The sequence below is a fragment of the Bacteroides parvus genome (assembly GCF_017309675.2).
In the GTDB taxonomy this organism is placed as follows: Bacteria; Bacteroidota; Bacteroidia; order Bacteroidales; family Bacteroidaceae; genus Bacteroides; species Bacteroides uniformis.
On record NZ_CP084680.1, the window covers coordinates 2,452,547 to 2,477,819 of the forward strand.

At 42.2% G+C, this 25,273-nt stretch carries 17 protein-coding genes; 14 read left to right on the forward strand and 3 right to left on the reverse strand.

Annotation, left to right across the window (positions count from 1 at the left end):
- Nucleotides 1–26: 26 nt before the first annotated feature.
- The 3 genes from JXR92_RS09805 to JXR92_RS09815 all read right to left on the reverse strand — a co-directional run bounded on the left by JXR92_RS09805 (nucleotide 27) and on the right by JXR92_RS09815 (nucleotide 3,602).
- The gene (locus JXR92_RS09805) at nucleotides 27–1,373 is read right to left on the reverse strand and encodes a dihydroorotase (protein ID WP_117887544.1); all 1,347 of its coding nucleotides are present in this window, start codon (nucleotides 1,371–1,373) and stop codon (nucleotides 27–29) included.
- Nucleotides 1,374–1,417: 44 nt separating this feature from the next.
- A complete protein-coding gene (locus JXR92_RS09810; protein ID WP_138345741.1) occupies nucleotides 1,418–2,173 on the reverse strand; it encodes a polyprenol monophosphomannose synthase in 756 nt (251 codons plus the stop codon).
- A gap of 226 nt (nucleotides 2,174–2,399) precedes the next feature.
- The gene (locus JXR92_RS09815) at nucleotides 2,400–3,602 is read right to left on the reverse strand and encodes an ROK family transcriptional regulator (protein ID WP_117866658.1); all 1,203 of its coding nucleotides are present in this window, start codon (nucleotides 3,600–3,602) and stop codon (nucleotides 2,400–2,402) included.
- Between the two features lie 323 nt (nucleotides 3,603–3,925).
- On the opposite strand from JXR92_RS09815, the gene JXR92_RS09820 reads away from it, so the two are divergent.
- The 14 genes from JXR92_RS09820 to JXR92_RS09885 all read left to right on the forward strand — a co-directional run bounded on the left by JXR92_RS09820 (nucleotide 3,926) and on the right by JXR92_RS09885 (nucleotide 25,174).
- Nucleotides 3,926–5,005, forward strand: a complete 1,080-nt coding sequence (locus JXR92_RS09820) for a DUF4434 domain-containing protein (protein ID WP_131225988.1) — start codon at nucleotides 3,926–3,928, stop codon at nucleotides 5,003–5,005.
- A gap of 1 nt (nucleotide 5,006) precedes the next feature.
- A complete protein-coding gene (locus tag JXR92_RS09825; protein ID WP_138345739.1) occupies nucleotides 5,007–6,428 on the forward strand; it encodes a calcineurin-like phosphoesterase C-terminal domain-containing protein in 1,422 nt (473 codons plus the stop codon).
- Nucleotides 6,429–6,434: 6 nt separating this feature from the next.
- A complete protein-coding gene (locus JXR92_RS09830) occupies nucleotides 6,435–7,838 on the forward strand; it encodes a sugar porter family MFS transporter (RefSeq protein WP_117600984.1) in 1,404 nt (467 codons plus the stop codon).
- 31 nt (nucleotides 7,839–7,869) lie between these two features.
- The gene (locus tag JXR92_RS09835; protein WP_117600975.1) at nucleotides 7,870–9,042 is read left to right on the forward strand and encodes a n-acyl-d-glucosamine 2-epimerase; all 1,173 of its coding nucleotides are present in this window, start codon (nucleotides 7,870–7,872) and stop codon (nucleotides 9,040–9,042) included.
- An 11-nt stretch (nucleotides 9,043–9,053) separates the two neighbouring features.
- Nucleotides 9,054–9,968: a ribokinase gene (rbsK, locus tag JXR92_RS09840; RefSeq protein WP_117600974.1), complete on the forward strand. Its 915-nt coding sequence runs from the start codon at nucleotides 9,054–9,056 to the stop codon at nucleotides 9,966–9,968.
- 20 nt (nucleotides 9,969–9,988) lie between these two features.
- Nucleotides 9,989–11,053, forward strand: coding sequence for a DUF4434 domain-containing protein (locus JXR92_RS09845; protein ID WP_117600973.1), 1,065 nt, complete (start codon nucleotides 9,989–9,991; stop codon nucleotides 11,051–11,053).
- 7 nt (nucleotides 11,054–11,060) lie between these two features.
- Entirely contained in the window at nucleotides 11,061–12,470 is a 1,410-nt protein-coding gene (locus JXR92_RS09850; protein ID WP_119961987.1) for a sialate O-acetylesterase, read from the forward strand.
- Nucleotides 12,467–14,647: a DUF4434 domain-containing protein gene (locus JXR92_RS09855; RefSeq protein WP_138345737.1), complete on the forward strand. Its 2,181-nt coding sequence runs from the start codon at nucleotides 12,467–12,469 to the stop codon at nucleotides 14,645–14,647. The genes JXR92_RS09850 and JXR92_RS09855 overlap by 4 nt, the downstream gene beginning before the upstream one ends.
- A gap of 20 nt (nucleotides 14,648–14,667) precedes the next feature.
- The gene (locus JXR92_RS09860) at nucleotides 14,668–16,212 is read left to right on the forward strand and encodes an ADP-ribosylglycohydrolase family protein (protein ID WP_117600983.1); all 1,545 of its coding nucleotides are present in this window, start codon (nucleotides 14,668–14,670) and stop codon (nucleotides 16,210–16,212) included.
- Between the two features lie 9 nt (nucleotides 16,213–16,221).
- Entirely contained in the window at nucleotides 16,222–17,232 is a 1,011-nt protein-coding gene (locus JXR92_RS09865) for a GRP family sugar transporter (protein WP_117600970.1), read from the forward strand.
- A 25-nt stretch (nucleotides 17,233–17,257) separates the two neighbouring features.
- On the forward strand, nucleotides 17,258–18,814 hold the full coding sequence (locus JXR92_RS09870; RefSeq protein WP_165491394.1) for a DUF4434 domain-containing protein: 1,557 nt from the start codon (nucleotides 17,258–17,260) through the stop codon (nucleotides 18,812–18,814).
- A gap of 214 nt (nucleotides 18,815–19,028) precedes the next feature.
- Entirely contained in the window at nucleotides 19,029–22,271 is a 3,243-nt protein-coding gene (locus tag JXR92_RS09875) for a SusC/RagA family TonB-linked outer membrane protein (RefSeq protein WP_117600969.1), read from the forward strand.
- 15 nt (nucleotides 22,272–22,286) lie between these two features.
- The gene (locus tag JXR92_RS09880; protein ID WP_117600968.1) at nucleotides 22,287–23,999 is read left to right on the forward strand and encodes a RagB/SusD family nutrient uptake outer membrane protein; all 1,713 of its coding nucleotides are present in this window, start codon (nucleotides 22,287–22,289) and stop codon (nucleotides 23,997–23,999) included.
- 26 nt (nucleotides 24,000–24,025) lie between these two features.
- Nucleotides 24,026–25,174 (forward strand): glycan-binding surface protein, encoded by a 1,149-nt coding sequence (locus JXR92_RS09885; protein ID WP_117600981.1) that lies wholly within the window; start codon nucleotides 24,026–24,028, stop codon nucleotides 25,172–25,174.
- Nucleotides 25,175–25,273: the final 99 nt, after the last annotated feature.

Below are 25,273 nucleotides of genomic sequence, written 5' to 3' on the forward strand. Positions count from 1 at the left end.
AATCCCTAATCCTTAATTCCTAGCCTTCACTCCCCAAATCTCAGTTCCTCGCCACGATAAGCGTCGTCCACCATACCGTCAGTATAAACGGGATGTCCGTTGGCAAAAGTCCTTTCCACTTTCCAGTTGAAGGTATGTCCTTCCAATGGGCTCCAGCCGCATTTGCTCAAAACTTTGTCGGCTGTCACTTCCCACGGGGTATCGGGGCGTACCAGCACAAGGTCTGCCCGGTAACCTTCACGGATATAGCCGCGCTCGTTGATGTGGTAGATTTGTGCGGGAGCATGGCACATTTTTTCAACGATGGTCTCGAGAGTGAATATTCCCTCATCTACCAGTTGCAGCATGCTGACAAGCGAAAACTGTATCATCGGCATGCCGGACATGGCTTTCAAAGCACCCCCTTCTTTCTCGGCGAGCAGATGGGGGGCATGGTCGGTGGCTATTACGTCTATCAGGCCGGAGTTGACGGCTGCACGCAGGGCATCGCGGTCGGCTTGCTTCTTAATGGCAGGATTACACTTGATACGTGTACCCAACGTGCGATAGTCACTGAGCGTGAAGAGGAGATGGGCAACGCATGCTTCGGCGGTGATATGCTTCTCGGAAAGTGAATAGTCATTGAATAATTGCAGTTCCTTAGCTGTGGACACATGCAGGATATGCAACCGTGCTCCGGCAATTCTTGCCAGCCGTACTGCCAGTTCAGAGGATGCATAGCATGCTGCCGAAGAGCGGATGTAGGGATGCTTGCCTATGGGAATATCATTCTCTCCGGCAAACATTTCCTTATACTTGGCAATATTGTTCTTGATGGTTTCCTGGTCTTCGCAGTGGGCGGCAATCAGCATGTCTGTACCATTGAAAATATTTAGCAGGCTGTTCATCTTGTCTACCAGCATGTTTCCGGTACTGGAACCCATGAATAGCTTGATACCGCAGACACGGTGCTTGTCCAGCTTGCCGAATTCGCTGTAGTTGTTGTTTGTTGCACCGAAGTAGCAGGAATGGTTTACGATACACTTTTCGTTCAGTAAATCGAGCTTGGCGTTCAAAGCATCCAGTGTAGTGGTCACTGGATTTGTATTGGGCATATCCATGATGGAGGTCACACCACCTGCGGCAGCCGCACGGCTTTCGGTGAGGATGTCCGCTTTGTGGGTTAGCCCGGGATCGCGAAAATGTACATGGTCATCGATGATGCCCGGCAACAGATAGCATCCGGTGGCATCTATGGTTTCATCACAAGGGGCAGAGAGAGGTTTCCAGTTGGTCAGTACCTCTGCAATGCGCCCGTCTTCTATCACTACGGAACCTTTCACGGATTGTCCTTCGTTGACAATCGTAGCGTTATGTATCAATGTTCTTTTCATATCTTCCTAATATTTATAGTAAACCCCTATCACTCTATCACCCATCACTTCATCTCCTTATCTACAGTAGGATATTTATGAAACCAACTGTTCCATTTCAACCGAATCACTCCGAATACGGCTTCACCAAAAATACTGCTGTTCATTTTGGAAGTGCCCAGTTCGCGATTGATGAAGATGACAGGCACTTCCTTTACCTTGAAGCCGCATTTGTAGGCGGTGAATTTCATTTCTATCTGGAAGGCGTATCCTTTGAAGCGGATACCGTCCAGATTGATAGTCTCCAATACCCGGCGGCGGTAACATACAAATCCGGCTGTAGTATCGTGGATGGGCAGCCCCGTGATGAAGCGTACATATTTGGAGGCAAAATAAGACATCAGTACACGTCCCATGGGCCAGTTCACTACGTTCACACCACTCACATAACGTGAACCGATGGCTACATCGGCACCCTCTTCGGAGCAGGCCCGGTAGAGACGGGGCAGGTCTTGGGGATTGTGGCTGAAGTCGGCATCCATTTCGAATACATACTCATAGTCTCGTTGCAATGCCCACTTAAAGCCGGCTATATAGGCTGTTCCCAATCCCAGCTTTCCTTTGCGCTCCACCATGAAGAGGCGTTTGGGGAACTCTTTCTGTAAGGTTCTGACGAGATCTGCCGTTCCGTCGGGCGAACCGTCTTCAATGACAAGGATGTGAAAACCATGTTCCAGAGCAAAAACGGCACGGATGATATTTTCTATATTCTCCCGTTCGTTGTAGGTGGGGATGATGACAATGCTGTCTGATATTTGCATACTTATAGGTAATGGGGGTTATAACTGGGAACAAATGTAATACATTTGTTCGAAAGTGAAAAGTTTTATTCCAGTATATTCTCAGAGGGCTATGAATTAGTCCGCTTCGTCACTTTGTGCTTTTATCAGTAACCAACTACTGACTTGCTTTTTCAATATTTTTGCATATGATAGTTGTGTTCTTGGTATGCTCTTTGTCAATCCCATTATGCTGGCAATGGCCGTCTTAAATTTCGAACATTCTGCTCCGTGCCAGCATGCAGGCCCCAACTACTCCAGCCTTGTCTTTTAGCTTGGAAACAGTCACCGTGGCGTCTTTGTTGACCAGATTCAATGAGTATTTCCTTATTGCCGTTTTGATTGGCTGCACTATATAGTCTCCTGTTGATGATAATGTACCCCCGATTATTACTAGTTCCGGATTGAATATGCTTATTAATCCAGCTATTTGCCTTCCCAGTTTTTGGCCTATTTCTTCCACTATCTCAATGCATAGCAAGTCCTCTTTATTGACTGCGGTGATGATTTCATCCAAGGTGGGCGGATTTTCTGCAGTCCGTTTTGATAGTATGGAACTTTCTCCGCTACCGATTCTTTCCAACAGGATGCGGTGCAGTGCCGATCCTGAGGCTTCCGTTTCTAGGCATCCTTTTTTGCCGCAGTGGCACAGTATTTCATTGTCGAAAACATTGACGTGCCCGAATTCTCCGGAAAATCCAGATTTTCCCGTGTATACCTTCCCGTCTATGATGATGCCGATTCCGAGTCCCCAGCTTATGTTGACAAAAATGATGTCTTTTTCCCCTTTGACGCATCCTTGCATATGCTCTCCATAGGTCATGGCCCTTGTGTCGTTGTCTATGCAGACCGGGTACCCTATTTTTTCATTCAATACATCCGCCAAAGGACGCTCTGAAAAGTTGAACATGCTGAAACTATATCCTGATTCCGGATTTACCCTTCCGGAGATGTTGATGCAGATGTTCATTATCTTCTTGTCGTTGATTTCTGTTCCCTTTATGAAGTTTCGGATGAGTGCACACAGTTCTTCCAAAGCTTCCTGTGTATTTTCGAACTTGTATGGTATGTTCATCCTGATTTCCACCATATCCCCCTTGAAATTGATCAGTCCGATGTTTATGGCAAATTTCTTAATGTCCACTCCGATGAAGTATCCTGATTCCGGATTGAGTCCATATAGGCTTGGATGGCGGCCGCTACTGGTCTCCAGTTTCCCATAGTCGTTTATATAGTTGTCCTCACACATTTCATTGATGAATTTGGTGGTTGTGGGCACACTCAGATCGAGTTCCTTGGCCAAGTCGGTAATAGTGGAGCTCCCATTATATATATAATGTGTGATGATCCTTTTTTTTAAGAGTGCATTCTTGCTCCCGGTTTCCATTTCTTTTAATAAATTCTGTTTCATAGGTATGTATTTTTATGTTATTTGCTCTATTTTGTTTATTATATTAATATATACGGGTTTGTTATTCGGAAATATTATGTATTTAATTTGTTATTATGTAAATTATTTGGTAATTGCGTGTTAACGTATATTAATTGTAGGTTATATATTAATTAAATACTTTATTAACTCTTGCAAAGATAATAAATATATCTATATTTGCAGCGTAGTAATTGAATAATAACGATTAATATCTAAACAATGAAAAACATAATTGATTTTTTATCTTAAAAAATCTGTTCGATAGGTTTAATATATAATGGTTGATCTTAATTTTATTAATAATGAAAACACGCAGGGATTTTTTAAAGAGGACTGCTTTGTTCGGTGCGTCTGCATTCATGGCCCCTTCATTGTTGGGGCGGGAGAGTGATGGGGATTACTTCTTTTCTCAAGAGTCTGCCTCTTCCATGCTGGTCCCCATGGGCGATGCGCTTAAAATTACCGGCACGTTCTTGGATGAGATATCCCATGATATTCCCCATCAGAATTGGGGGGAAAGGGAATGGGATCAGGATTTCCGGTATATGCAGAGTATTGGAATTGACACGGTCATAATGATCCGGTCGGGTTATCGCAAATTCATTACTTATCCTTCGGCGCATTTGCTGGGTAAAGGGTGTTATATGCCTTCTGTCGATTTGTTGGACATGTTCCTTCGTCTGGCGGGGAAATATCACATGAAGTTCTATTTTGGTTTATATGATTCGGGCAAGTACTGGGATACCGGTGACCTTTCGTGGGAGGTTGAGGATAACAAGTATGTGATTGATGAGGTGTGGAGCAGGTACGGTGAGAAGTACAAGAGTTTCGGCGGATGGTATATCAGTGGTGAGATAAGCCGTAAGACGAAGGGTGTCATTGATGCCTTTCATGCGATGGGCAAACAATGCAAGGATGTCTCCGGCGGTTTGCCGACTTTTATTTCTCCGTGGATTGACGGGAAAAAGGCCGTGATGGGTACAGATAAGTTGACAAAGGAGGATGCGGTTTCTGTTCAGGAGCATGAAAGGGAGTGGAATGAAATTTTCGATGGCATTCATGATGTGGTTGATGCCTGTGCTTTTCAGGACGGACATATCGATTACGATGAACTGGATGCTTTCTTTACGGTGAACAAAAAACTGGCTGATAAGTATGGCATGAAATGTTGGACAAACGCTGAAACCTTTGATCGTGACATGCCCATTGACTTTTTACCTATCAAGTTTGACAAGTTACGGATGAAGTTGGAGGCTGCCAAGCGAGCCGGTTATGACAAGGCCATCACTTTTGAGTTTTCTCATTTTATGAGTCCTCAATCAGCATATTTACAGGCAGGACACTTGTATAATAGATATAAAGATTTTTTTAATCTAAAGTAATATGGAGATCATGACAAGACTGTTATTTGTATTTTTTATTTCTGTTGTTCACTTGAATATGATGGCACAGAATCCACTTGCTATAACCGGACAAGTGAAATGTCAGGGGTATGGGGTCGCGAATGTGGTAGTAACGAACGGTTTCGATTGTGTCTTGACCGATGCTTCCGGCAAGTATACCATTCCTTACCATCGTGACGCCCGTTTTGTATATGTCACTACTCCTACAGGCTATTTGCCTCAACGGGACGGTAGCCTTCCTTTATTCTATCAGCATATTATAGAAGGGACCTTTATATATGATTTTTCTTTGGTCAAGAATCAAAGGAATGATGATAGACATCTTTTCTTGGTTCAGGCTGATGTCCAGCTGGGAAAAGGCGAGGATGTTGCGGCTTATGCGGAGTACCTGAAGGATATGAGGGAGTTTATAAACAGACATTCAGAATATGATTTGTTTGTGTTGGACTGTGGTGATATTGTAGGCAATGCCTTGTCGCTTTTTCCTTCATATAAACAGACATCGGACGTGTTGGATGTCCCCATGTACCGTGTGATTGGAAATCATGATATGGAATATGGGGTCCGTTCCTACGAACATTCGTATAAGACCTATGAAGAGTGTTTCGGTCCTATCTATTATTCCTTTAATCGTGGAAAAGCCCATTATATCGTGCTTGATAACTGTTACTATATCAATAGGAATTATCGCTATATAGGTTATATTGATGAGCGTACTTTGCAATGGATTGAGAAGGATTTGGCTTTTGTTCCGAAAGACCATTTGGTGTTTGTTTCCATGCATATCCCCTCCAGTTCTACCAAGGAGTTGGAATTTAATGCTCTGCTTCCTGATGAAACCAGCAATGCTTCAAGTTTGTATGATCTTTTGAAAGGATACGAGGCGCATTTGCTTACTGGCCATACCCATAACAACGGTAATGTTGTATTCAATGACAGTCTGATGGAGCATAATACTGCGGCTGTATGTGGTACTTTTTGGAAAGCTGATATCTGTACCGATGGCACTCCCAGCGGTTATGGTGTATATGAAGTTGACGGAAACAAGCTGACTTGGCGTTATAAGAGTGCGGGGTATCCTATCGAACATCAGTTCAGGGCTTATCCGGTGGGGGCTTCAAGGGATTATCCTGAGTATATTCTTGCGAATGTCTGGAATTGGGATGAAGAGTGGAAGGTGGAATGGTATGAGGACGGGAAATATATGGGTGAAATGGAGCATTTCACAGGTTTTGACCCGGAAGCGAAGGCCATTTGCTCGGACAAGAAACGTGTAGAGTATGATTGGATTTCTCCGATAAGGACAGAACACATGTTCCGTGCTCTTCCTAAGAATCGTGAGGCTTTAATAGAAGTGTGTGTGACAGATCGTTTTGGTAATGTATATAAAGTTAAGCTATAGACAATGATGAAGACAAATGTAAATATCGGATATCTGGTGTTCCTTTCCTTTGTTGCAGCCTTGGGAGGTTTCCTTTTCGGCTATGATACTGCTGTGATTTCAGGAACCATTGCCCAGGTGACCGCACTTTTTCACTTGGATGCGTTGCAGCAAGGCTGGTATGTCGGTTGCGCATTGATAGGATCTATTGCTGGTGTGCTTTTGGCCGGTGTGTTGAGTGATCGGTTTGGCCGTAAACTGACGATGATTCTTTCCGCTGTGCTGTTTTCCACTTCAGCTATAGGTTGTGCTGTTTGTACGGATTTTGATGAGTTGGTTCTGTACCGTATTATTGGTGGTGTGGGTATTGGTGTTGTCTCTATCATCTCTCCCTTATATATATCGGAAGTCTCCGTGGCTCAATACAGAGGCCGTTTGGTCTCTTTGTATCAATTGGCTGTCACGGTAGGTTTTTTGGGCGCCTATCTGGTGAATTTCCAATTGCTTGGGTACTCGGAAAGTCATGTGGCTTCTGGCACGGGGCTGTTTGAGAAGCTCTTTATTTCTGAGGTGTGGAGGGGCATGTTGGGTATGGAGACATTGCCGGCACTTTTGTTCTTTGCCGTTATTTTCTTCATTCCCGAAAGTCCCCGTTGGTTGATCTTGAAGGGCAGGGAAGAACGCGGCCTCCGTATATTGCAACGAATCTACAACTCGGGCGAGGAGGCTATGATCCAGATGAACGAGACCAAATCGGTGATTGTATCAGAGGTCAGGTCTGAATGGGTGTTGTTGTTGCAGCCCGGTATTCTGAAGGCTGTAATAATCGGTGTTGCCATTGCCATGCTGGGACAGTTCATGGGTGTGAATGCGGTCTTGTATTACGGTCCTTCTATATTTGAAGGGGCTGGCCTTTCGGGTGGTGATTCCTTGTTATATCAAGTGTTGGTGGGGCTGGTCAATACCTTGACTACTGTGCTGGCTCTTGTCATTATTGATAGAGTAGGCCGTAAGAAGCTGGTGTATTATGGCGTTTCAGGTATGATCCTTTCATTGGTATTGATAGGCTTCTATTTTATTGCTGGAAAATCATGGGGCATTTCGAGCCTGTTCCTGCTTGTTTTCTTTTTGTCTTATGTGTTTTGTTGTGCCGTGTCTATTTGTGCAGTGATATTTGTGCTTCTTTCAGAAATGTATCCTACCAAAGTACGTGGTTTGGCTATGTCCATAGCTGGATTTTCTCTTTGGATTGGAACATACTTGATTGGACAGTTGACTCCTTGGATGCTCCAGAATCTTACCCCCGCTGGAACATTTTTCTTGTTTGCTGCAATGTGTGTGCCTTATATGCTCATTGTATGGAAACTTGTACCGGAAACGACTGGCAAATCTTTGGAAGAGATAGAACGGTATTGGACGCGTATGAAATAAATTGACCTTATGAACTAAAATATAAAAAATTATGGACTTTAAAAAATTAGCAACACAGTATAAGGATGAACTGATGAATCATATTCTTCCTTTTTGGCTTGAATGTTCTCAAGATCATGAATATGGTGGATATTTTACATGCTTGGATCGTCAAGGTAATGTATTTGATACGGATAAATTTATTTGGTTGCAGGGACGCGAGGTGTGGATGTTTTCGATGCTTTATAATAAGGTCGAGAAGCGTCAAGAGTGGTTAGATTGCGCCATTCAAGGAGGAGAATTCTTGAAAAAGTATGGTCACGATGGTAACTATAACTGGTATTTCTCATTGGACAGACAAGGAAATCCATTGGTCGATCCTTATAATATTTTTTCATATACGTTTGCTACGATGGCATTTGGACAGTTAAGCTTGGCTACAGGCAATGAAGAGTATGCGGAGATTGCCAAGAAAACGTTTGATATAATCTTGTCGAAGGTTGATAATCCTAAAGGGCACTGGAATAAGTTGCATACAGGTACGCGTGACTTGAAGAACTTTGCATTGCCGATGATTTTATGCAATTTGGCTTTGGAGATAGAACATTTGCTGGATGCGGATTATCTGGAAAAGACCATGGAAGTCTGTATTCATGAGGTTATGGAAGAATTTTATCGTCCGGAATTGGGGGGGCTTATTGTTGAAAATATACAAATGGACGGACAGCTTTCCGATTCGTTCGAGGGAAGGCAGGTTACTCCCGGGCATGCAATTGAAGCCATGTGGTTTATCATGGATTTAGGGAAACGTTTGGGGCGTTTGGACTTGATAGAAAAGGCGAAAAATACCACTTTAACTATGCTCGATTATGGATGGGATAAAGAGTTCGGGGGCATTTATTATTTTATGGATCGTAAAGGTTGTCCTCCTCAGCAATTGGAATGGGATCAGAAGCTTTGGTGGGTACATATCGAGACTCTGATTTCTCTATTGAAAGGGTATCATTTGACGGGCGACCGGCAATGTCTGGAGTGGTTTAATAAAGTGCATGATTATACATGGACTCATTTTAAAGATACCGAATATCCTGAATGGTTTGGATACCTGAATAGAAGAGGTGAAGTTTTGCTTCCGCTGAAAGGTGGAAAATGGAAAGGATGTTTCCATGTTCCCAGAGGATTGTATCAGTGTTGGACCGTTTTAGAGGAAATAGCAAATTCATAAATAGAATCTGTATGAGCAAAATCATAGTAGTAGGCAGTTCGAATACAGATATGGTAGTGCATACCTCTCATTTGCCAGTACCGGGAGAGACTATCCTTGGTGGTAAGTTTCTTATGAATCAGGGGGGTAAAGGAGCAAATCAAGCGGTTGCAGTGAAGCGGTTGGGTGGTGACTTGTTATTTGTAGCGAAATTGGGTGATGATATTTTGGGACAGCAGGCCTTGCGTGTTTTTCAAAATGAAGGCATAGCAACAAACTATATTGCTTTGGATAAGGAGACCCCATCCGGAGTTGCGTTGATAAGCGTGGACCAGCATGCGGAAAATTGTATTGTTGTGGCTTCAGGAGCTAATATGTCACTTGGACAAGGAGACATTGACAGTATGGAGAAGGAGATGCTGACTGGAGATGTATTATTGATGCAACTGGAAATTCCCCTTCCAACTGTAGAATATGCTGCACAGAAGGCTTATGAAAAGGGAGTGAAAGTTGTATTGAATCCTGCTCCTGCTTGTTCTTTGCCGGAATCTTTGTTCCAACATCTATATATGATAACTCCCAATCGGATAGAGGCTGAAATGCTGACCGGAGTCAAGATAAACAGCAAAAAAGACGTGGCTGTGGCGGCCGATGTTTTGTATCGGAAAGGTGTGAAAAATATAATAATAACCTTAGGTGGCGAAGGAAGCTTTGTAAGAGAAGGAGAAAAAACTTGTTATATAGATGCTTGCAAAGTGGTTCCGGTTGATACTACGGCTGCAGGAGACACTTTCAATGGAGCTGTTTGCGTGGGTGTTTCCGAAGGGATGAGTTTGGAGCAAGCTGTATTGTTTGCATCAAAAGCTTCTTCTATTTCTGTTACAAGAATGGGCGCTCAATCATCTATCCCTTATCGGAAAGAGTTGGATATAAATAATTTAGTTTAATCTGTTAAAAGAGGAATATTGTGGATAGACGTCATTTTTTGTCAATGTTAGGTTTGGGAGCAGTTGGTTTGGCTCTGCCGGGAGTAGCTCAAGCGGATATTTTAAAGCAAGCGGCTGCCAATCCGAATATAAAGCCTATTTCCGGCTCTTGGTTTGAATTTCAGCATCCGGGAGGCAAAGAAGGAGTATATTGGGACAAAGATTTAAGACAGTTTACTGCTGCCCAATGGAGGGAAAAGATTCGTGAAATCAGTGAGACCGGTATGGAATATTTGGTGATGATGAATGTAGCTGCTCACGGCAAAGCCTTTTTTGATACGAAATTGGCTCCCAAGTTTGAAATGGGTTGTGAGGATCCTATTGAAACAGTGCTTTCAGCGGCAGATGAGTTTGGTGTGAAGTTCTTCGTGAGCAATGATTATTGGGGGCCAGATCTTGATGCTCATCGGATGATGACAGATAGAGAACTGGGTAAGAAAAGGAATCAATCGATGGAAGAAATCTATAAGAAATATGGGCATCACCAGAGTTTTTATGGGTGGTATTTTCCTAATGAGTCATGGTTGGATCCCTATTTTTGCGATTTTGTGATACCTTATGTCAATGAGTGCGCGCAAGTGGCCAAGTCATTGAATGCTAACTGTGTGAATATAATTGCTCCATACAATATAAAGAAAGAAAAATGTGATGATTATTTTGTGAGGCAGCTTGAACAACTTAATGTGGAAATCGTGGCCTATCAGGATGGAGTGGGAGTCGGTTCAACCAGGTTGGAAGACTCTGCCCGTTATTACGAGAATTTGTCGAGAGCGCATCAAAAGGCAGGACGTTCCAGAATATGGGCTGACATGGAGTTGTTTTACTTTGAACAGACCACTCATGGCAGTTTGCTTCCGGCAGACTTTGACAATAGGATCATCCATCAAATGGAAGCTATTTCACCTTTCGTGGACAAAATTTTGGTTTACCAGTATCTTGGGATCATGAATAAGCCCGGATCTAAGGCTCATGCCGGCTTGAGAGGAGAGACGGTAAGGTTATATAATCAATATATGGATTGGTATAACAGGCAAAATTTTAAATGAATAGGATATGAAAAGAATTGTATATTTTTTAGTTTCTCTGTTGGGATTTACCAAATTGGCGGCACAAGATCCTGCTGATTTTGTCCTTCCATCTATAATAAGTGATCATGCGGTGATGCAACGCGATGCCGAAGTGAAGCTTTGGGGATGGTGCCCCAGTGTTTGGGATTTGAAGATTGTGTGCAGCTGGGCTCCCAATGACACGGTTCATGTATCTTCTGATAAATATAAATATTGGGAAACTTATGTAAACACCCCCAAGGCTGAAGGACCGTACACCATTCAGTTTTATGGTTGGGAAGGTAAACTTTGTGCAGAGGTGAAAGACATTCTGATGGGAGAGACTTGGCTTTGTTCCGGTCAGTCAAATATGGAGTATTGCTTTAAGTGGCGTGTGGATGACATCACCGATAGAAGTACACTGTTTGACAATAAAAAGATTCGTTTTTTCAAGGTGGCTAAGTCATCCTCCGCATATCCGGTTGAGAGAATTCAGGGAAAGTGGGAAATCTGTTCCCCCGAAACTGCAGAAGACTTTAGCGTAGTGGCTTTTTGCTTTGGGAAAAAGTTGAATGAAGGGTTGGGCAATCTTCCTGTCGGGTTGATAGGGTCTTATTGGGGTGGCACTGCCATCGAGCCTTGGATTGACGAATTTACGTTGCGCCATGAGAAACTGGAAGAAAAGACTAAAGCATTGACTGCCGGATGGGCACCGACTGCTAATTCTTCTCTTTACAATGCGATGATCCATCCCATTATAAACTACACTATTGCCGGGGTTATATGGTATCAGGGAGAAGCTAACAATGAAAGGCATCAGGATTATGGAGTAATGTTTGATGCTATGATTAGGGGCTGGCGTAATGCTTTCCATCATTATCTGCCTTTCTATTTTGTCCAGATAGCTCCCTGGAGTGGCTATGCAGATAAAAATGCTGCGTATTTGCGTGAACAACAAGCCGATGTGGCTGCTACATTAAGAAATACCGGCATGGTTGTGGTGGGGGATTTGGTAAACGACCTGACAGATATTCATCCGAGTCTGAAGAGACAAGTAGGAGAACGATTGGCTGATATGGCTTTGAAAAATAGTTATCATAAAGAGGATATACAACCGTATTCGCCTATGCTAAAATCCTTTAGAGTAGATGGTCGTAAAGTAATTGTAACAACGACTGCTATTGGCAAACTTGCTTGCAGGGATAAGGCCATTCGCCATTTTGAGGTCGTGGATAAAGAGGGCAATTTGCATCCGGCTAAGGCTTCTATATTAAAGAATGGAGATATAAGTGTCATTGCCGATAAGGTGAAGGAACCGGTAGGAGTACGTTATTGTTTTTCCAATGATGCTATGCCTGATTTATTTGATAGTAACGGATTGCCTTTGGCTCCATTTAGAACAGATCGTAAAAAATGAAAAAATCTTTATTATATTTAGTTTGTTGTTTTATTTGCCTCTCTGCTTTTTCTCAAGCTTCTGATTTGAAGTTTCGTGACGGGAAGTTCAAGATTGTTCAGTTGACAGACCTGCATTGGGTAGAGAGTGATTCTTATAAATTGAAGAATGACAGCACTTGTCATTTGATTCGTGAAGTTATTCGTATAGAAGATCCGGATTTGGTTGTTCTTACAGGTGATGTAGTAGTTTCTTGGAATGCTAAGAAAGGATGGGAGAAATTGACCAAAATATTTTGGGAAACCCAAACTCCTTTTGTCGTGACCTTTGGCAATCATGATGAAGAAACGGATATGAACAATGCCCAGATATTGGACTATCTGTGTACACGGCCTTATAACCTGACTTATGATGCTGAAAAAGGACTTTCTGGCTCTGGCAACTGCATGTTGACCGTCCGTTCTTCTGATGCTGCATCCGAAAAATGGGTACTCTATTTCTTCGATTCTCACAATAATACCAAAGATCGTTCTTTTGGCTATTATGATTGGATTAAGCATGACCAGATAGAGTGGTATAGAAAAAGTAGCAGTCTGGTTACTGCTCGTAACAAGCGCATATTGCCTTCCTTGGCTTTCTTCCATATTCCTCTGCCTGAGCATGAAACGGCAAGGTGGACATGCCGGGAGTTTGGCGAGAAGCAGGAGGGTGTTTGTGCTCCAAGTGTGAATACCGGGTTGTACTCCTCATTTATAGAAAAGAGGGATGTTATTGGGGTGTTTGTAGGTCATGACCATAATAATGACTATATGGTTGATTTAGACGGCAACATAACTTTGGCCTATGGCCGGAAGACAGGTTATCCTTCCGCCTATAATGAAACGCTTAGCCGGGGGGTACGTGTCATTAATTTGCATGAAAATGAATCTGTTTTTGATACTTATATAAGAGATTTGAAAGGGACCTATTTTCATTATCAATTTGAGCAGAAAAACAAGGGCAGTAATATTCCTCGTTTCAGTGGTTCCTTTGTGCAAGAGTTTTTGGTGACAAATTGGGACGACGAACGTTGGAATCAGGAAATGGATATGCTGAAAGAAGCTGGCATGAAGTACCTGATTTATGCACCTGCATTGCTGGTGAATGAAAAAGGGAAAACAACTACAAATTATCCGTCTGCTCTGACGAAGAAGAAGCAAGGCAGCAGAACGCTTGAAAAGTGTTTGCAAAGTGCACAAAAAAATGGCATTAAAGTATTTGTAGGATTAAACTTTAATGAACGCTGGTGGAAAGTGGATTATGATGCTCACTGGTTGCTGGAACAAATGGAAGTGGGTAATAAGGTGGCAGATGAGCTTGTTGCCTTGTATAAAGAAAAGTATCCGGATGCCATGCATGGCTGGTATTGGGTTTGGGAGGTGGACAACTTGAATTGTATGACTTCTGAACGTCAATCAATTTTAGCAGAGGCATTGAATATGAATTTGAACCATCTTTCCGAGATTGCTCCGGGAATGCCTCTTATGTTGTCTCCGTTTATGAATTACAAGGTGGGTGGAAATGCTGAAGAATATGGCAAGATGTGGACGAACGTCTTTGCGCAAACCGACTTCCGTCCGGGAGATATATTCGCTCCTCAGGATTGTGTGGGTGCAGGTGGACTGAATTTGGATAATTTGTGGGAATGGTTCTCTAGTTTGAAGAAGGCTGTCAACACTAAACCTGGACTGAAGTTTTGGGGAAATGTAGAGACATTCGATCAGCGCTTTTGGACTAGTGCTCCTTTGGAAAGGGTTCAAAAACAGCTGGAGATTGTAAATGGTTATGTCGGCAACCTGATTTGTTTTGCATACAATCATTACAATAGCCCGTTTGTAGTCAATCCGGCGTATCATCAGGCATATCTTCAATATTGCCGGACGGGATGTTTGCCTATAATGGATATTCCTGAGAGAGTGAAGAGTGCCGCTGTACGAAAGGTGGCTAAGGGAATCGAAGTCAGTTGGATACCTGATGAGGTGAAAGCGGTTGACGGATACAGTATCTATCGTGATGGTCAGTTGATTATGAAATTGCAAATACGTGACGGACAACTTCCGAGGACTTTTGTTGATGCAGAAGGAACAATAGATAATGCTTATGAAGTGGCTGTTTATAATGTGATTGGCAAAGAATCCGCTAAAGTAAAGGCTGAATGACAACTATAAAATTGATAAATATGAAGAATGTAACTTTTATTATTTGGATTTTCGTTGTACTATGTGCAGGCTGCGGTTCTTCCACTTCAGTTGTGCAGGATGAAGTCTCTATGACTAAAAAACAATTGGCTGATAAAGTGAAAGGTGGTTGGGCGGCAAAAACTATTGGCTGTACTTATGGAGGACCGGTTGAATTCTTGCATAATGGTACTATGATTCAAGACTATACTCCCATAAAATGGTCCAAAGATAGGGTGAAATATTATTATGATACATTTCCGGGATTGTATGATGATATATATGTGGATATTGTATTTGTGAATGTGTTCGACCGTTTGGGCTTAGAGGCACCGGCCGATTCTTTTGCCGTTTCGTTTGCTGATGCTGGATTTCCTTTGTGGCATGCCAACCAAGTTGCGAAGTATAATATTAAGCAAGGCATTATGCCCCCCATGTCCGGACACTGGTTGAATAATCCTCATGCAGATGATATTGACTATCAGATAGAAGCCGATTTTGCAGGTCTAATGTCACCGGGCATGCCTAATACCGCTTCTGAAATTTCAGATAAAATCGGCCATATCTTTACGTATGGCGACGGCTGGTATGGTGGTGTGTATGTAGGAGCTCTGTATTCCATGGCTTTTGTTTCAGACGATATGGAGTATGTGGTAGAAGAGGCATTGAATACAATTCCCGAGCAAAGTGATTTTTATGCTTGTATAAAAGATGTGATTGGTTGGTATCGGAAATACCCTGATGACTGGAAACAGACTTGGTTTGAATGTCAGAAGAAGTGGACTTCGGAAGTGGGTTGCCCCGATGGTGTTTTTGTTCCGTTTGATATTGATGCAAAGATAAATAGTGCCTATGTGACCATAGGGCTGCTTTATGGCAAGAAAGATTTTTATCGGACAATTGATGTTTCGGCACGTTGCGGACAAGATTCTGATTGCAATGCGGCTACTGCTGCCGGCATATTGGGTACAATGCTTGGATATAGTAATATTCCGGAATTATGGAAAGAAAGTCTTTATGAAGTAGAGGACACCCCATTTGCCTATACGGAAGTTTCGCTGAATAAGCTTTATGAGTTAAGTTTGAAACTGGCTTTGGAGGTGATAGAGCAGGAAGGAGGCTCTATTCAGGGAGAGCAGGTTGTTATTAAAACGCAACAGCCGGTTGCTGTAAAGTATGAGAAAGCTTTTGAAGGCCATTATCCGGTAGAGAAGAAGGCTGTTAACTTTTTGTTGCAGGATTCTTCAGAGTTCATGTTTGATGGTAACGGATTTGTTTTGAAAGGATATGTGAAATGTTCTGATGAATCGTATATTGCGAGTGTTGCGATGTATGTGGATGGTTCTTTGGTAGAAACAGCCAACCTTCCCGTTGCAAAATCTACTTCTATAGACGATAGGAGGGTTGATTTGTTTCATAGATACCAGTTGCCTGATGCGGCGCACACGGTTGTTTTAAAATGGTTGAATCCTCGTAAAGACGCACAAGTTTATTTAGGTGAGGCGGTAATTTATTCCGGCCAGCCCAATCAATTAACCTATAAATAATCAGTCGTAATGTATATAGTTGAAAATTATGGATTGGCAGTAGCTCTTTGTTGGGTTACAATGCTTTGCTGGGGCTCTTGGGGAAATACCCAAAAGCTGGCAGCGAAAACCTGGCGATATGAACTTTTTTATTGGGATTATGTTGTTGGTATTCTTCTTTTCTCTTTGATATGGGGATTTACTTTGGGGAGTGCGGGGGATGCCGGTAGAGCTTTTGTTAATGATATGCTTCAGGTTGATGCTTCAAACTTCTGGAGTGCGTTTCTGGGAGGTGTCATTTTTAATGCATCCAATATCTTGCTGTCTTCTTCCATGTCATTGGCCGGTATGTCTGTCGCTTTCCCCGTAGGCGTTGGATTAGCTCTGGTATTAGGAGTATTTATAAATTACTTTAGCGTCCCTAAAGGCGATGCAACTGTGTTGTTTTCTGGAGTATTTCTGATTGTGCTTGCTATTATTTTTAATGGTATGGCTTCCGGTAAAGTTGCTAAAGGAGGAACAGACCAGGCAATGAGGAAAAAGGGGATTATCATAGCCGTGTGTGCAGGCATATTGATGGCATTTTTCTATCGTTTTGTAGCGGCTGCTATGGATTTAGAAAACCTGGAAGCGCCGACTGCGGGTATGATGACTCCTTATTCAGCATTGTTTGTATTTGCAGTGGGTATTTTTGTCAGCAACTTCTTCTTCAATACATTAGTCATGAAGAACCCCTTTGTCGGCAAACCGATGGCGTATAGTGACTATTTCAGTGGAAATATGAAGACGCATCTGGTTGGAATTCTGGGAGGGGCTATCTGGGCATTGGGGACTGCTTGTAGTTATATTGCTGCGGGAAAAGCTGGTGCGGCTGTCTCCTATGCTTTGGGACAAGGTGCCACTATGGTTGCTGCCTTATGGGGGATTTTTATCTGGAAAGAATTCAAGGGCGCATCTAAGCCAATAAATTTGCTGCTTGCGTTTATGCTGGTACTTTTCCTTTCAGGCTTGGGGTTGATAATTGTATCTGGTGGTAATTAAATTTTTTATTTTTAAATAATATACTATGAGACAAAAAAAACAAATGAAAATGTGGGGGCTGTTGGGATTGTTGGCTGCATTACCAATAATTTCTGTATGGGCAGGAAATAATGGCTCTGACGAATCTCGAAAAGAAAAAATGGTCAAATCGGTTTCTGTGATACAGCCTATTACAGGTACGTGGATTAATTTGGCCTACAAGGACGTACGGAATAAGTATACTAATCCACAACATTTTGATAATACGGATCCTAAATTATGGACTGCTAAAGTGCGTGAATTGGCCAATATGGGGATTGAATATTTGGTGTTTATGGAGGTTGCCAATGAAGGGAAAGCGTATTATCCGTCAAAGTTGATGCCGTGGGTATATAATGATAAATTGCAAAGCCCCGTTGACGCGATTCTTGACGAGGCGGCCAGACATGATATGAAGGTATTCATGAGTACGGGTTGGGCAAAAGACCAGGATGACAACCTGCTTGATCCGGCAATAAGGGAGCGCCAGCTTCAGATTATGGAAGAACTTGCGTCTCTCTATAAAAATCATAAGGCTTTCTATGGCTGGTATCTTCCGGTTGAAGATTGTATTTGCCCCATTTTTGCAGAGCATGCTGTGCAGTCAGTAAATACACTGACAGAGAAGGCTAAGTCCTTGACTCCCGGAAAGAAGACCTTGATATCTCCGTACGGGATTGGCTTGTCTGAATTCGACCATCCTGATTTTGAGAAGCAGATGGCAAAGTTGAAAGTGGATATCATTGCCTATCAAGATGAGGTGGGATGTGTGCGTGACAAGTTTACCCTTCCTCGTTTGAAAAAGAACTGGCAAAGGATGCGCGATATACACAACCGTCTGAATATTGAGATGTGGGCTAACTGCGAGACCTTTACTTGGGAGGAAGGAACCAATGACCGCCAGTCTGCTTTGATTCCGGCTGCTTATCCCCGTTTGCTGTCACAGCAGGCAGCGGCTTCTGCAGCCGGTGTTGATAGGATTATTTCGTTCATGTTCGGTGGAATTATTGAAGATCCGAAGTCCTCCTACCAATTGGGGCATCCGGTTTGGTCTAATGATTTGTACAACAATTATATGGCATGGAAAGAAGGGGACATTTTTTGGAAATTGTTTGAAGCGGCTTTGCTTGAGGCATTGGGCAATTCTGCTACCCCCGAAATGATTGGCAAGGCTGACATGAAGGCACTGGCAGATGGTCGGGTAGCCGAAGAGGATAGTGGAGACAGCCGTTGGGTAAGGTTTGAAAAAGGTCATCATGAGGTAGTGATTGATTTGCAAAAGAATACTTCGCTTCGAAAGGTGCTGGTACGTACTTTGAACTATAATCAGGAAAAGATAGGTGCTCCTTTGAAGGTTTATGTTTACACTTCTCAAGATGGCCAGACTTATAATCTGGCTTCAATAAAGGATGCTCCGTATTTTCCTAACAACAAGCATGATGCTTGGATTGACGGGGTGTTCTTCGAGAATCTGGATGAAAGGGCGCGCTATGTGAAGATTGCTTTTGATGCTTTGGAAAATGTATATATGGATGAGATATTTATTAATCCAGTAATCAGATAGAGGATATTGCAATGGGATTATTACGTGGGGATCATAGGGGAGTGAAGCCGCCCAAGCGTGAGTTCGTACCATCGTATTAATGTGTTTGTCCGTCTTTAAAGTAGTTTAGGGCTGTTAGAGTTTAGTTTATATGGAGCCGTATCCTTGACAGATGGGAATCGGACATTGAATGCATTGAAAAACTTCATTTAATTATTTAATCAATAGAAAATCTATGAAAAGATTACACACATCAATGAAATGTATTGTTGGCATACTGTTGGTTGTCCTGATGGTTGTGCCGAACGGGCTGAAGGCCGAAACCACAGAGGTGTTCCAGGCTTCTAAAGTAACAGGAGTTGTTCTGGACGAACTGGGCGAACCGGTTATCGGTGTTACCGTGCGTGTCAAGAATGACAAGAGGAACGGTACTATCACGAATGCCGATGGACGCTATGTGATCAGTGTCTCAAAAAATGCGACATTGATATTCTCTTATATAGGTTACAGGACACAGGAGGTCGCAGTGAAGGGCAGAAATACGGTCAACGTGACATTGTCGGAGGACAGCCAGATGCTGGAAGAAACAGTAGTCATTGGTTATGGCAGTGTGAAAAAACGTGACCTTACAGGTGCTGTATCATCCTTGAAAAGTGAGGACTTGCTAAAAACCAACCCTGTGAGCATAAACCAGGGTCTGCAAGGAAAAATGGCAGGTGTAAATGTGTCTCAATCAGACGGTGCTCCTGGTGCGGGTATCAATATCCAGATCCGTGGTGCGAATTCATTTACTACCAGTACGGAACCTTTGTATGTGGTTGACGGCATGCCGTATTCCATGGGAGAAGGGCGTTCTACAGACTTTGGCATGAAGCAAAGTAATAACCCCTTGAGTACCATCAGTCCGCAGGACATTCTCTCCATTGAGGTTTTGAAGGACGCTTCGGCTACTGCCATTTATGGTTCCCGTGCAGCCAATGGGGTTGTTTTGATTACTACCAAATCAGGTTCTGAGGGAAAGACTAAAGTTCAACTCTCTGCCAATCTCAGTATTTCCAATCCCGTTAAGAGAATAGATGTGCTTGACGCATGTGACTATGCCTTATATCGTAATGAACGAATCACGAACGGGCTGTTGTATGACGGTTATTCGGAGGCTGACAGTTCTTTGGAATATCCATTGCAGGGATATTGGTCTGAAATAAAGGAACCCGATCCCATCACAGGTGAGATGGTGGTAGTAGGTAAGGAATATAAGCCCAGCCCTTGGGATTACCGCAATGGTTTTGATTATAAAGGAAAGATGTTCTATGGAACCAACTGGCAAGACCAGATCTTTCAGACTGCAATTAGCCAGGATTACAATGTTACCGTATCAGGTGGTGATAAGAAAGGCAGCTACATGTATTCTGGCGGGTATACAGATCAGCAAGGTGTAATTGTGAATTCTTACTATAGGCGTTATACGGCAAGAGCTAACAATAACCGTAAAATCAATGATTTTTTAGAGTTAGGTACTAATATCAGTTTCGCAACAGCGGATAATCGTTTTGCCCGTACTAATAGTGAAACTTATGGTGTGATTCCTGCTGCCATTTCATTCAACCCGACCCGTCCTGTGTTTGATCCGGATAAAGACTCAGGCTTCTCAGAAGATTTTTCTACCGGTTTAGCCAATCCCTATCTGACTGTACACACGGAAAAGAACATTCAGGAGACACTTAATGTTTTTATTTCCAGTTTTGGTGAACTGAAGTTTACTGACTGGCTGAGATATCGTCAAAAATTTGGTTATGGTTACAGTTACTATGAACGTAATACCTATAATAATCGTTGGACCGGTTCCGGAATCTCTCCTACTAATGGATATGCGACGAAATCCGATGACGCCTATGAAAGTATCACGACAGAGTCTCTATTGACTTTTGATAAAAAAATTGGAATCCATGCTGTTAATGCCATGTTTGGTATGACTTATGAAAAATATATGTGGCACAGTAAATGGATGGCGGCATCCAATTTCCCTAATGACATGAATGAAGACAATGTGATTCAAGCCGGTATTAAAGATCGCCGGATTGAGAGCAGTAGAGGGAAATCTCAGTTGATGTCCTATTTGTTTAGGGCTAATTATAATTTATTGGACCGTTATTTGTTTACATTTTCAATGCGCCGTGACGGATCTAGCAAACTGTCGGAATCACATCGTTGGGATAATTTCTATTCTGGTGCCATTGCGTGGCGTCTTTCTGATGAAGCTTTTCTGAAAAGGTTGAATTTTTTTGATAATTTAAAGCTGCGTGTCAGTGCCGGTCAGACAGGAGGGCAAGGTGTCAGTGCATATGCTACCCGTTCTCGCTTTGTAACTTCTGATTATGGCATGGGCGGTTCTTTACAGAGCGGTATGGCTGAGGACCGTTGGGGCGGTCCGGCTGCAACTCTTTTGAAGTGGGAGACGACCAACCAGTTCGATGTGGGTTTAGATATTGCTTTCTTGAATAGTCGTGTAAACTTGACGGTCGACGCTTATTATAAGAAAACAAAGGATTTGTTGCTTGACAAGCTTATCCCCATGAGTTCCGGGTTCAGTCGTATACAGGCCAATTATGGGAATGTGACGAATAAAGGTCTGGAAATTTCCGGACATTTTATTCCTGTCAAAGTACGCAATTTTTTGTGGAGCATTGATGCTAACATATCTTTTAACCGCAATAAAGTAGGTGGCTTGGATTCAGATCAATACTCGGATGTTGCTTGGGGGATTGAAAATATGTTTTTGGTACGTAATGGTGAGCCTATTGGTACGTTGTATGGTTATGTTGAAGATGGATTTTATGATAATGAGGCTGAGGTACGTGCGGATCCTTATTATAGGAATGAAACGGATTCTAAGGTAAAGAGCATGGTAGGGGAGGTCAAATATAAGAATTTTGATGAGGATCCTGTGATTGACAACCGTGATCGCCAGATAATTGGTGACACCAATCCCGATTTCCAATATGGTATAACCAATACATTGGAATGGAAAAACTGGACATTCAGTTTCTTTTTGCAGGGAACACAAGGTAATGATATTCTTAATGTCAATCTTAAGAAGTTTGATATGGCCAGTGTGGATAATATGCCTTATTTTATTTACAATAATCGTTGGACCGCAGAGAATAGGGCAAATGCTAAATGGCCACGAGCCAGTAGAACCAGCACACGTGCAATGAAGGCCTCTGACCGTTACATTGAGGACGGTTCTTATCTACGTTGTAAGAATGTCAGCTTAAGTTATCGTTTCCGCCATCCTATCAAATTTGTGGAAAGTATCAATCTGGCAGTCAGTGTCTCAAATTTGTTCACTATCTCTGGTTATAGTTGGATGGATCCTGATGTGAACTCTTTTGGTAGTGACCCTAAACGTAGAGGTGTGGATATGGCTTCCTATCCGAGTGCTCGCACATTCAACTTTGGTATTCAAATTGGATTTTAAATAATTGATGTTAGTATGAAAATCAAGAATATTTTAATGACATTGGGCTTGGGTTCCATGTTGATGACTTCTTGTTCATTGGATGAAGAAGTATATACATTTATTTCAGGTGAGGATCTTGCTGCTGACGGTGAATATGAACTGCTGGTGAATGGTGCTTATCAGCCATTGGCTTGGTTGTTTGAGTGGGGTAGTTATGACTCTGCGGTTAATTATGATAATGATTATCAGACAGGTCCTGGTTGGGCTTTTAAAGAAACCGGAACTGGTAACTTTTATAACAATGGTAGTATTAATAACCTTTTTGAATATTATTCGACTGCCATTCATCGTGCTAACTATCATTACTATTTGATAAGTACGATGACTAATGTGGCTGAAAAGGAGAAGAATAATGCTCTTGGTGAACTTCGGTTCCTTAAAGCGTGGGCCGAATTTGAGCTGGTACGTCGCTTTGGTCCTATTCCAATATTTAAAACGTCTATTAATGAGGGAAATGATACTTACCAGCCTAGAGCCTCTGTTAAGGAGGTATATGAAGATATTATTGCAAATCTAAAAGAAGCCGAAACTTTGCTTATGCCTCGTACGGATGCCAATTATCAGAAAGGGCATGTTTTTCGTGCCTCTGCTAAATCACTGTTGGCTTTAGTGTATGCGACGATTGGTTCTGCTTCAATGGAGAGTGGCAGGGTTATGGTCAAAGGTGGTCCCGGCAAAGTGACTAATCCTGATGGTACAGAGTCTGCTCTAATGCCTCAGGAAATTTGGCATGATAAGATTCGTCTTCCTGGTTATGAGGAGTTTGATTCACAAGAATATTATAGATTGGCGAAAGAAAAGGCGGGTGAGGTAATAACAGAAGGTGAGTGTACATTGGCTGCCAGCCAGAAAGACTTGTGGGCTCTTTCCAATAAGAATGGTCCAGAATTCTTGTTCTGTCTTCAGACTTATCCTGATGGAGACAATTTGTCTGGAAATTATTTAAGTGAATCTTATTATGGGTATTGGGATGATGATGGCACGATGGGTAAAGGGTATTATACCTACCGTGACCATTGGCTACAAATGTTTGATGATTGGGATGATGAACGCATTACCTGGGGAATCCTACACCGTTATCCTGGTTCTTACAATTCAGAAACTGGAGTTTATACTTGGTATTACTATCCGTTAAGAGATAGTGTCTATGTGAATCGTGAAGAAGCACCATATGAAGGCATCGAGCCTTATCAGAAAACAGACCAGCCTGCTTATGGCGCATATTTTGGCTCTCGTTTCACTAAATTTACGGCTGTAACGGGCACAATTGATGGTACACGTAAAGACTATAATTGGCCGTTTTTGCGTTATGCTGAAGTGTTGCTCCTTTATGCAGAAGCTGATAATGAATTGAACGGCCCTACTCAAGATGCATTCTCCAAGATGGAAATGTTGAATAGGCGCAATAATAGTACATTGGTGAGTGAACGTCATAAGAAAAAGCCGTTTGATAAGGAAACTTTCCGTTCGTTTATCCTCGAAGAGCGTGCTAAAGAGTTTGCGGTGGAGGGCAATCGCCGTACAGATTTGATCCGCTGGGGTATTTATCTGCCTGTAATGAACGCCATTGGAATGGATGAGAATGGTAATTTGAAGAGACGTGAAGAAAAACACTGGCTTATGCCTCTTCCACCCGATGAAATTAACGGTAATCCTTATATTGAGAAAAATAATCCTGGATGGTAATTGTTTAATTATTAATGGAGAATACAATGAAAAAGATAATAAGTTTAAAGGAGATGTACTTTGTTTGTGCCCTTCTTATAGGAATGTCTTGGACTTCTTGTTCTGATGACGATGAAACGGCTATTCCTATAAAATTGGCCAGTATAACTACCATTGCAGATTTAGATAAAGTGATTGTTGAAGCTGCTTTGGGTGATTTTATAGCTGTCCATGGAACAGGTTTGGACACCCATAATATTGATTCTATTTTGATTGATGATGTCAAGGTTGATATGCAGGAGGTATATACCGAGAATAGCATTCTGTTCATGAAAATTCCTGTGAAATTGGCGACTAATAAGACCAATAAAATCTATATTTATAATTCAACGGGCTGTTTTGAACTTCCTTTCAAGACTTTGGCTCCCGATTTGAAACTGACGCGTATGTTCAATGAGTATACCAAACCGGGCGATACTATTATGATTTATGGAGATTTTTTCAATTTGTATGAAATCGATTCACTGAATGCGGTTGTTGATTTCAATGGAAAGGTTTCCCCTGTTATACGGTCTGCTAATAATTATCTGACAGCCAAGGTGCCGGTTGATGTGGACAAGAATATCCGTGTCAAGGTCAAGGGATTGAAGCACAATGTAGAGGCGGTCTGTCCGGGACGTTATTATGACCGTGAATTCATGATCATGGATTTTGATGAACTGTTGCCAAGCGATGTAGCCAATGTTGTGACCGATGAGAAGGATCCGCAGCGTTTGAGCGGAAATTTTTTGAGAATTGATGAAAATTCTGTATATGTAGATCCTTGGTGGTGGTATATTGCAGAAAGGGGTGGCATTGAATATACGGAGGATATGCTGGGACTTGAGTCATGCAAGGATTATGTGGTGAAATGTGAGTTCCGTACATCCAATCAGTTCATCAAGGATAAAATAAGTTTCAGTATTTATCATTATTGGGCGGCAGCTCCTTGTGATTGGATTGCAACAGATTTCAATGTCCAGAACTTTAATCGGTGGGAGACCATTACATTACCGTGGAATGTATTCCAATCTGTGGATTATCCAGACTATTATCCGGGTTCATACACTAATTTTAATATGCTTCTGAAAATAGATCCTGAAATAGCCCGCAATTTTGCTTTCGATAATATTCGTATTTGCAAAAAAGGGGATTGATCTGTATTTTGTAGTGAGGACGGTAATTAGGTAATATATATTGCTGTCCTCATTTATATTTTGATATAATTTGTTTTGTAATACTATTTACTAAATCTG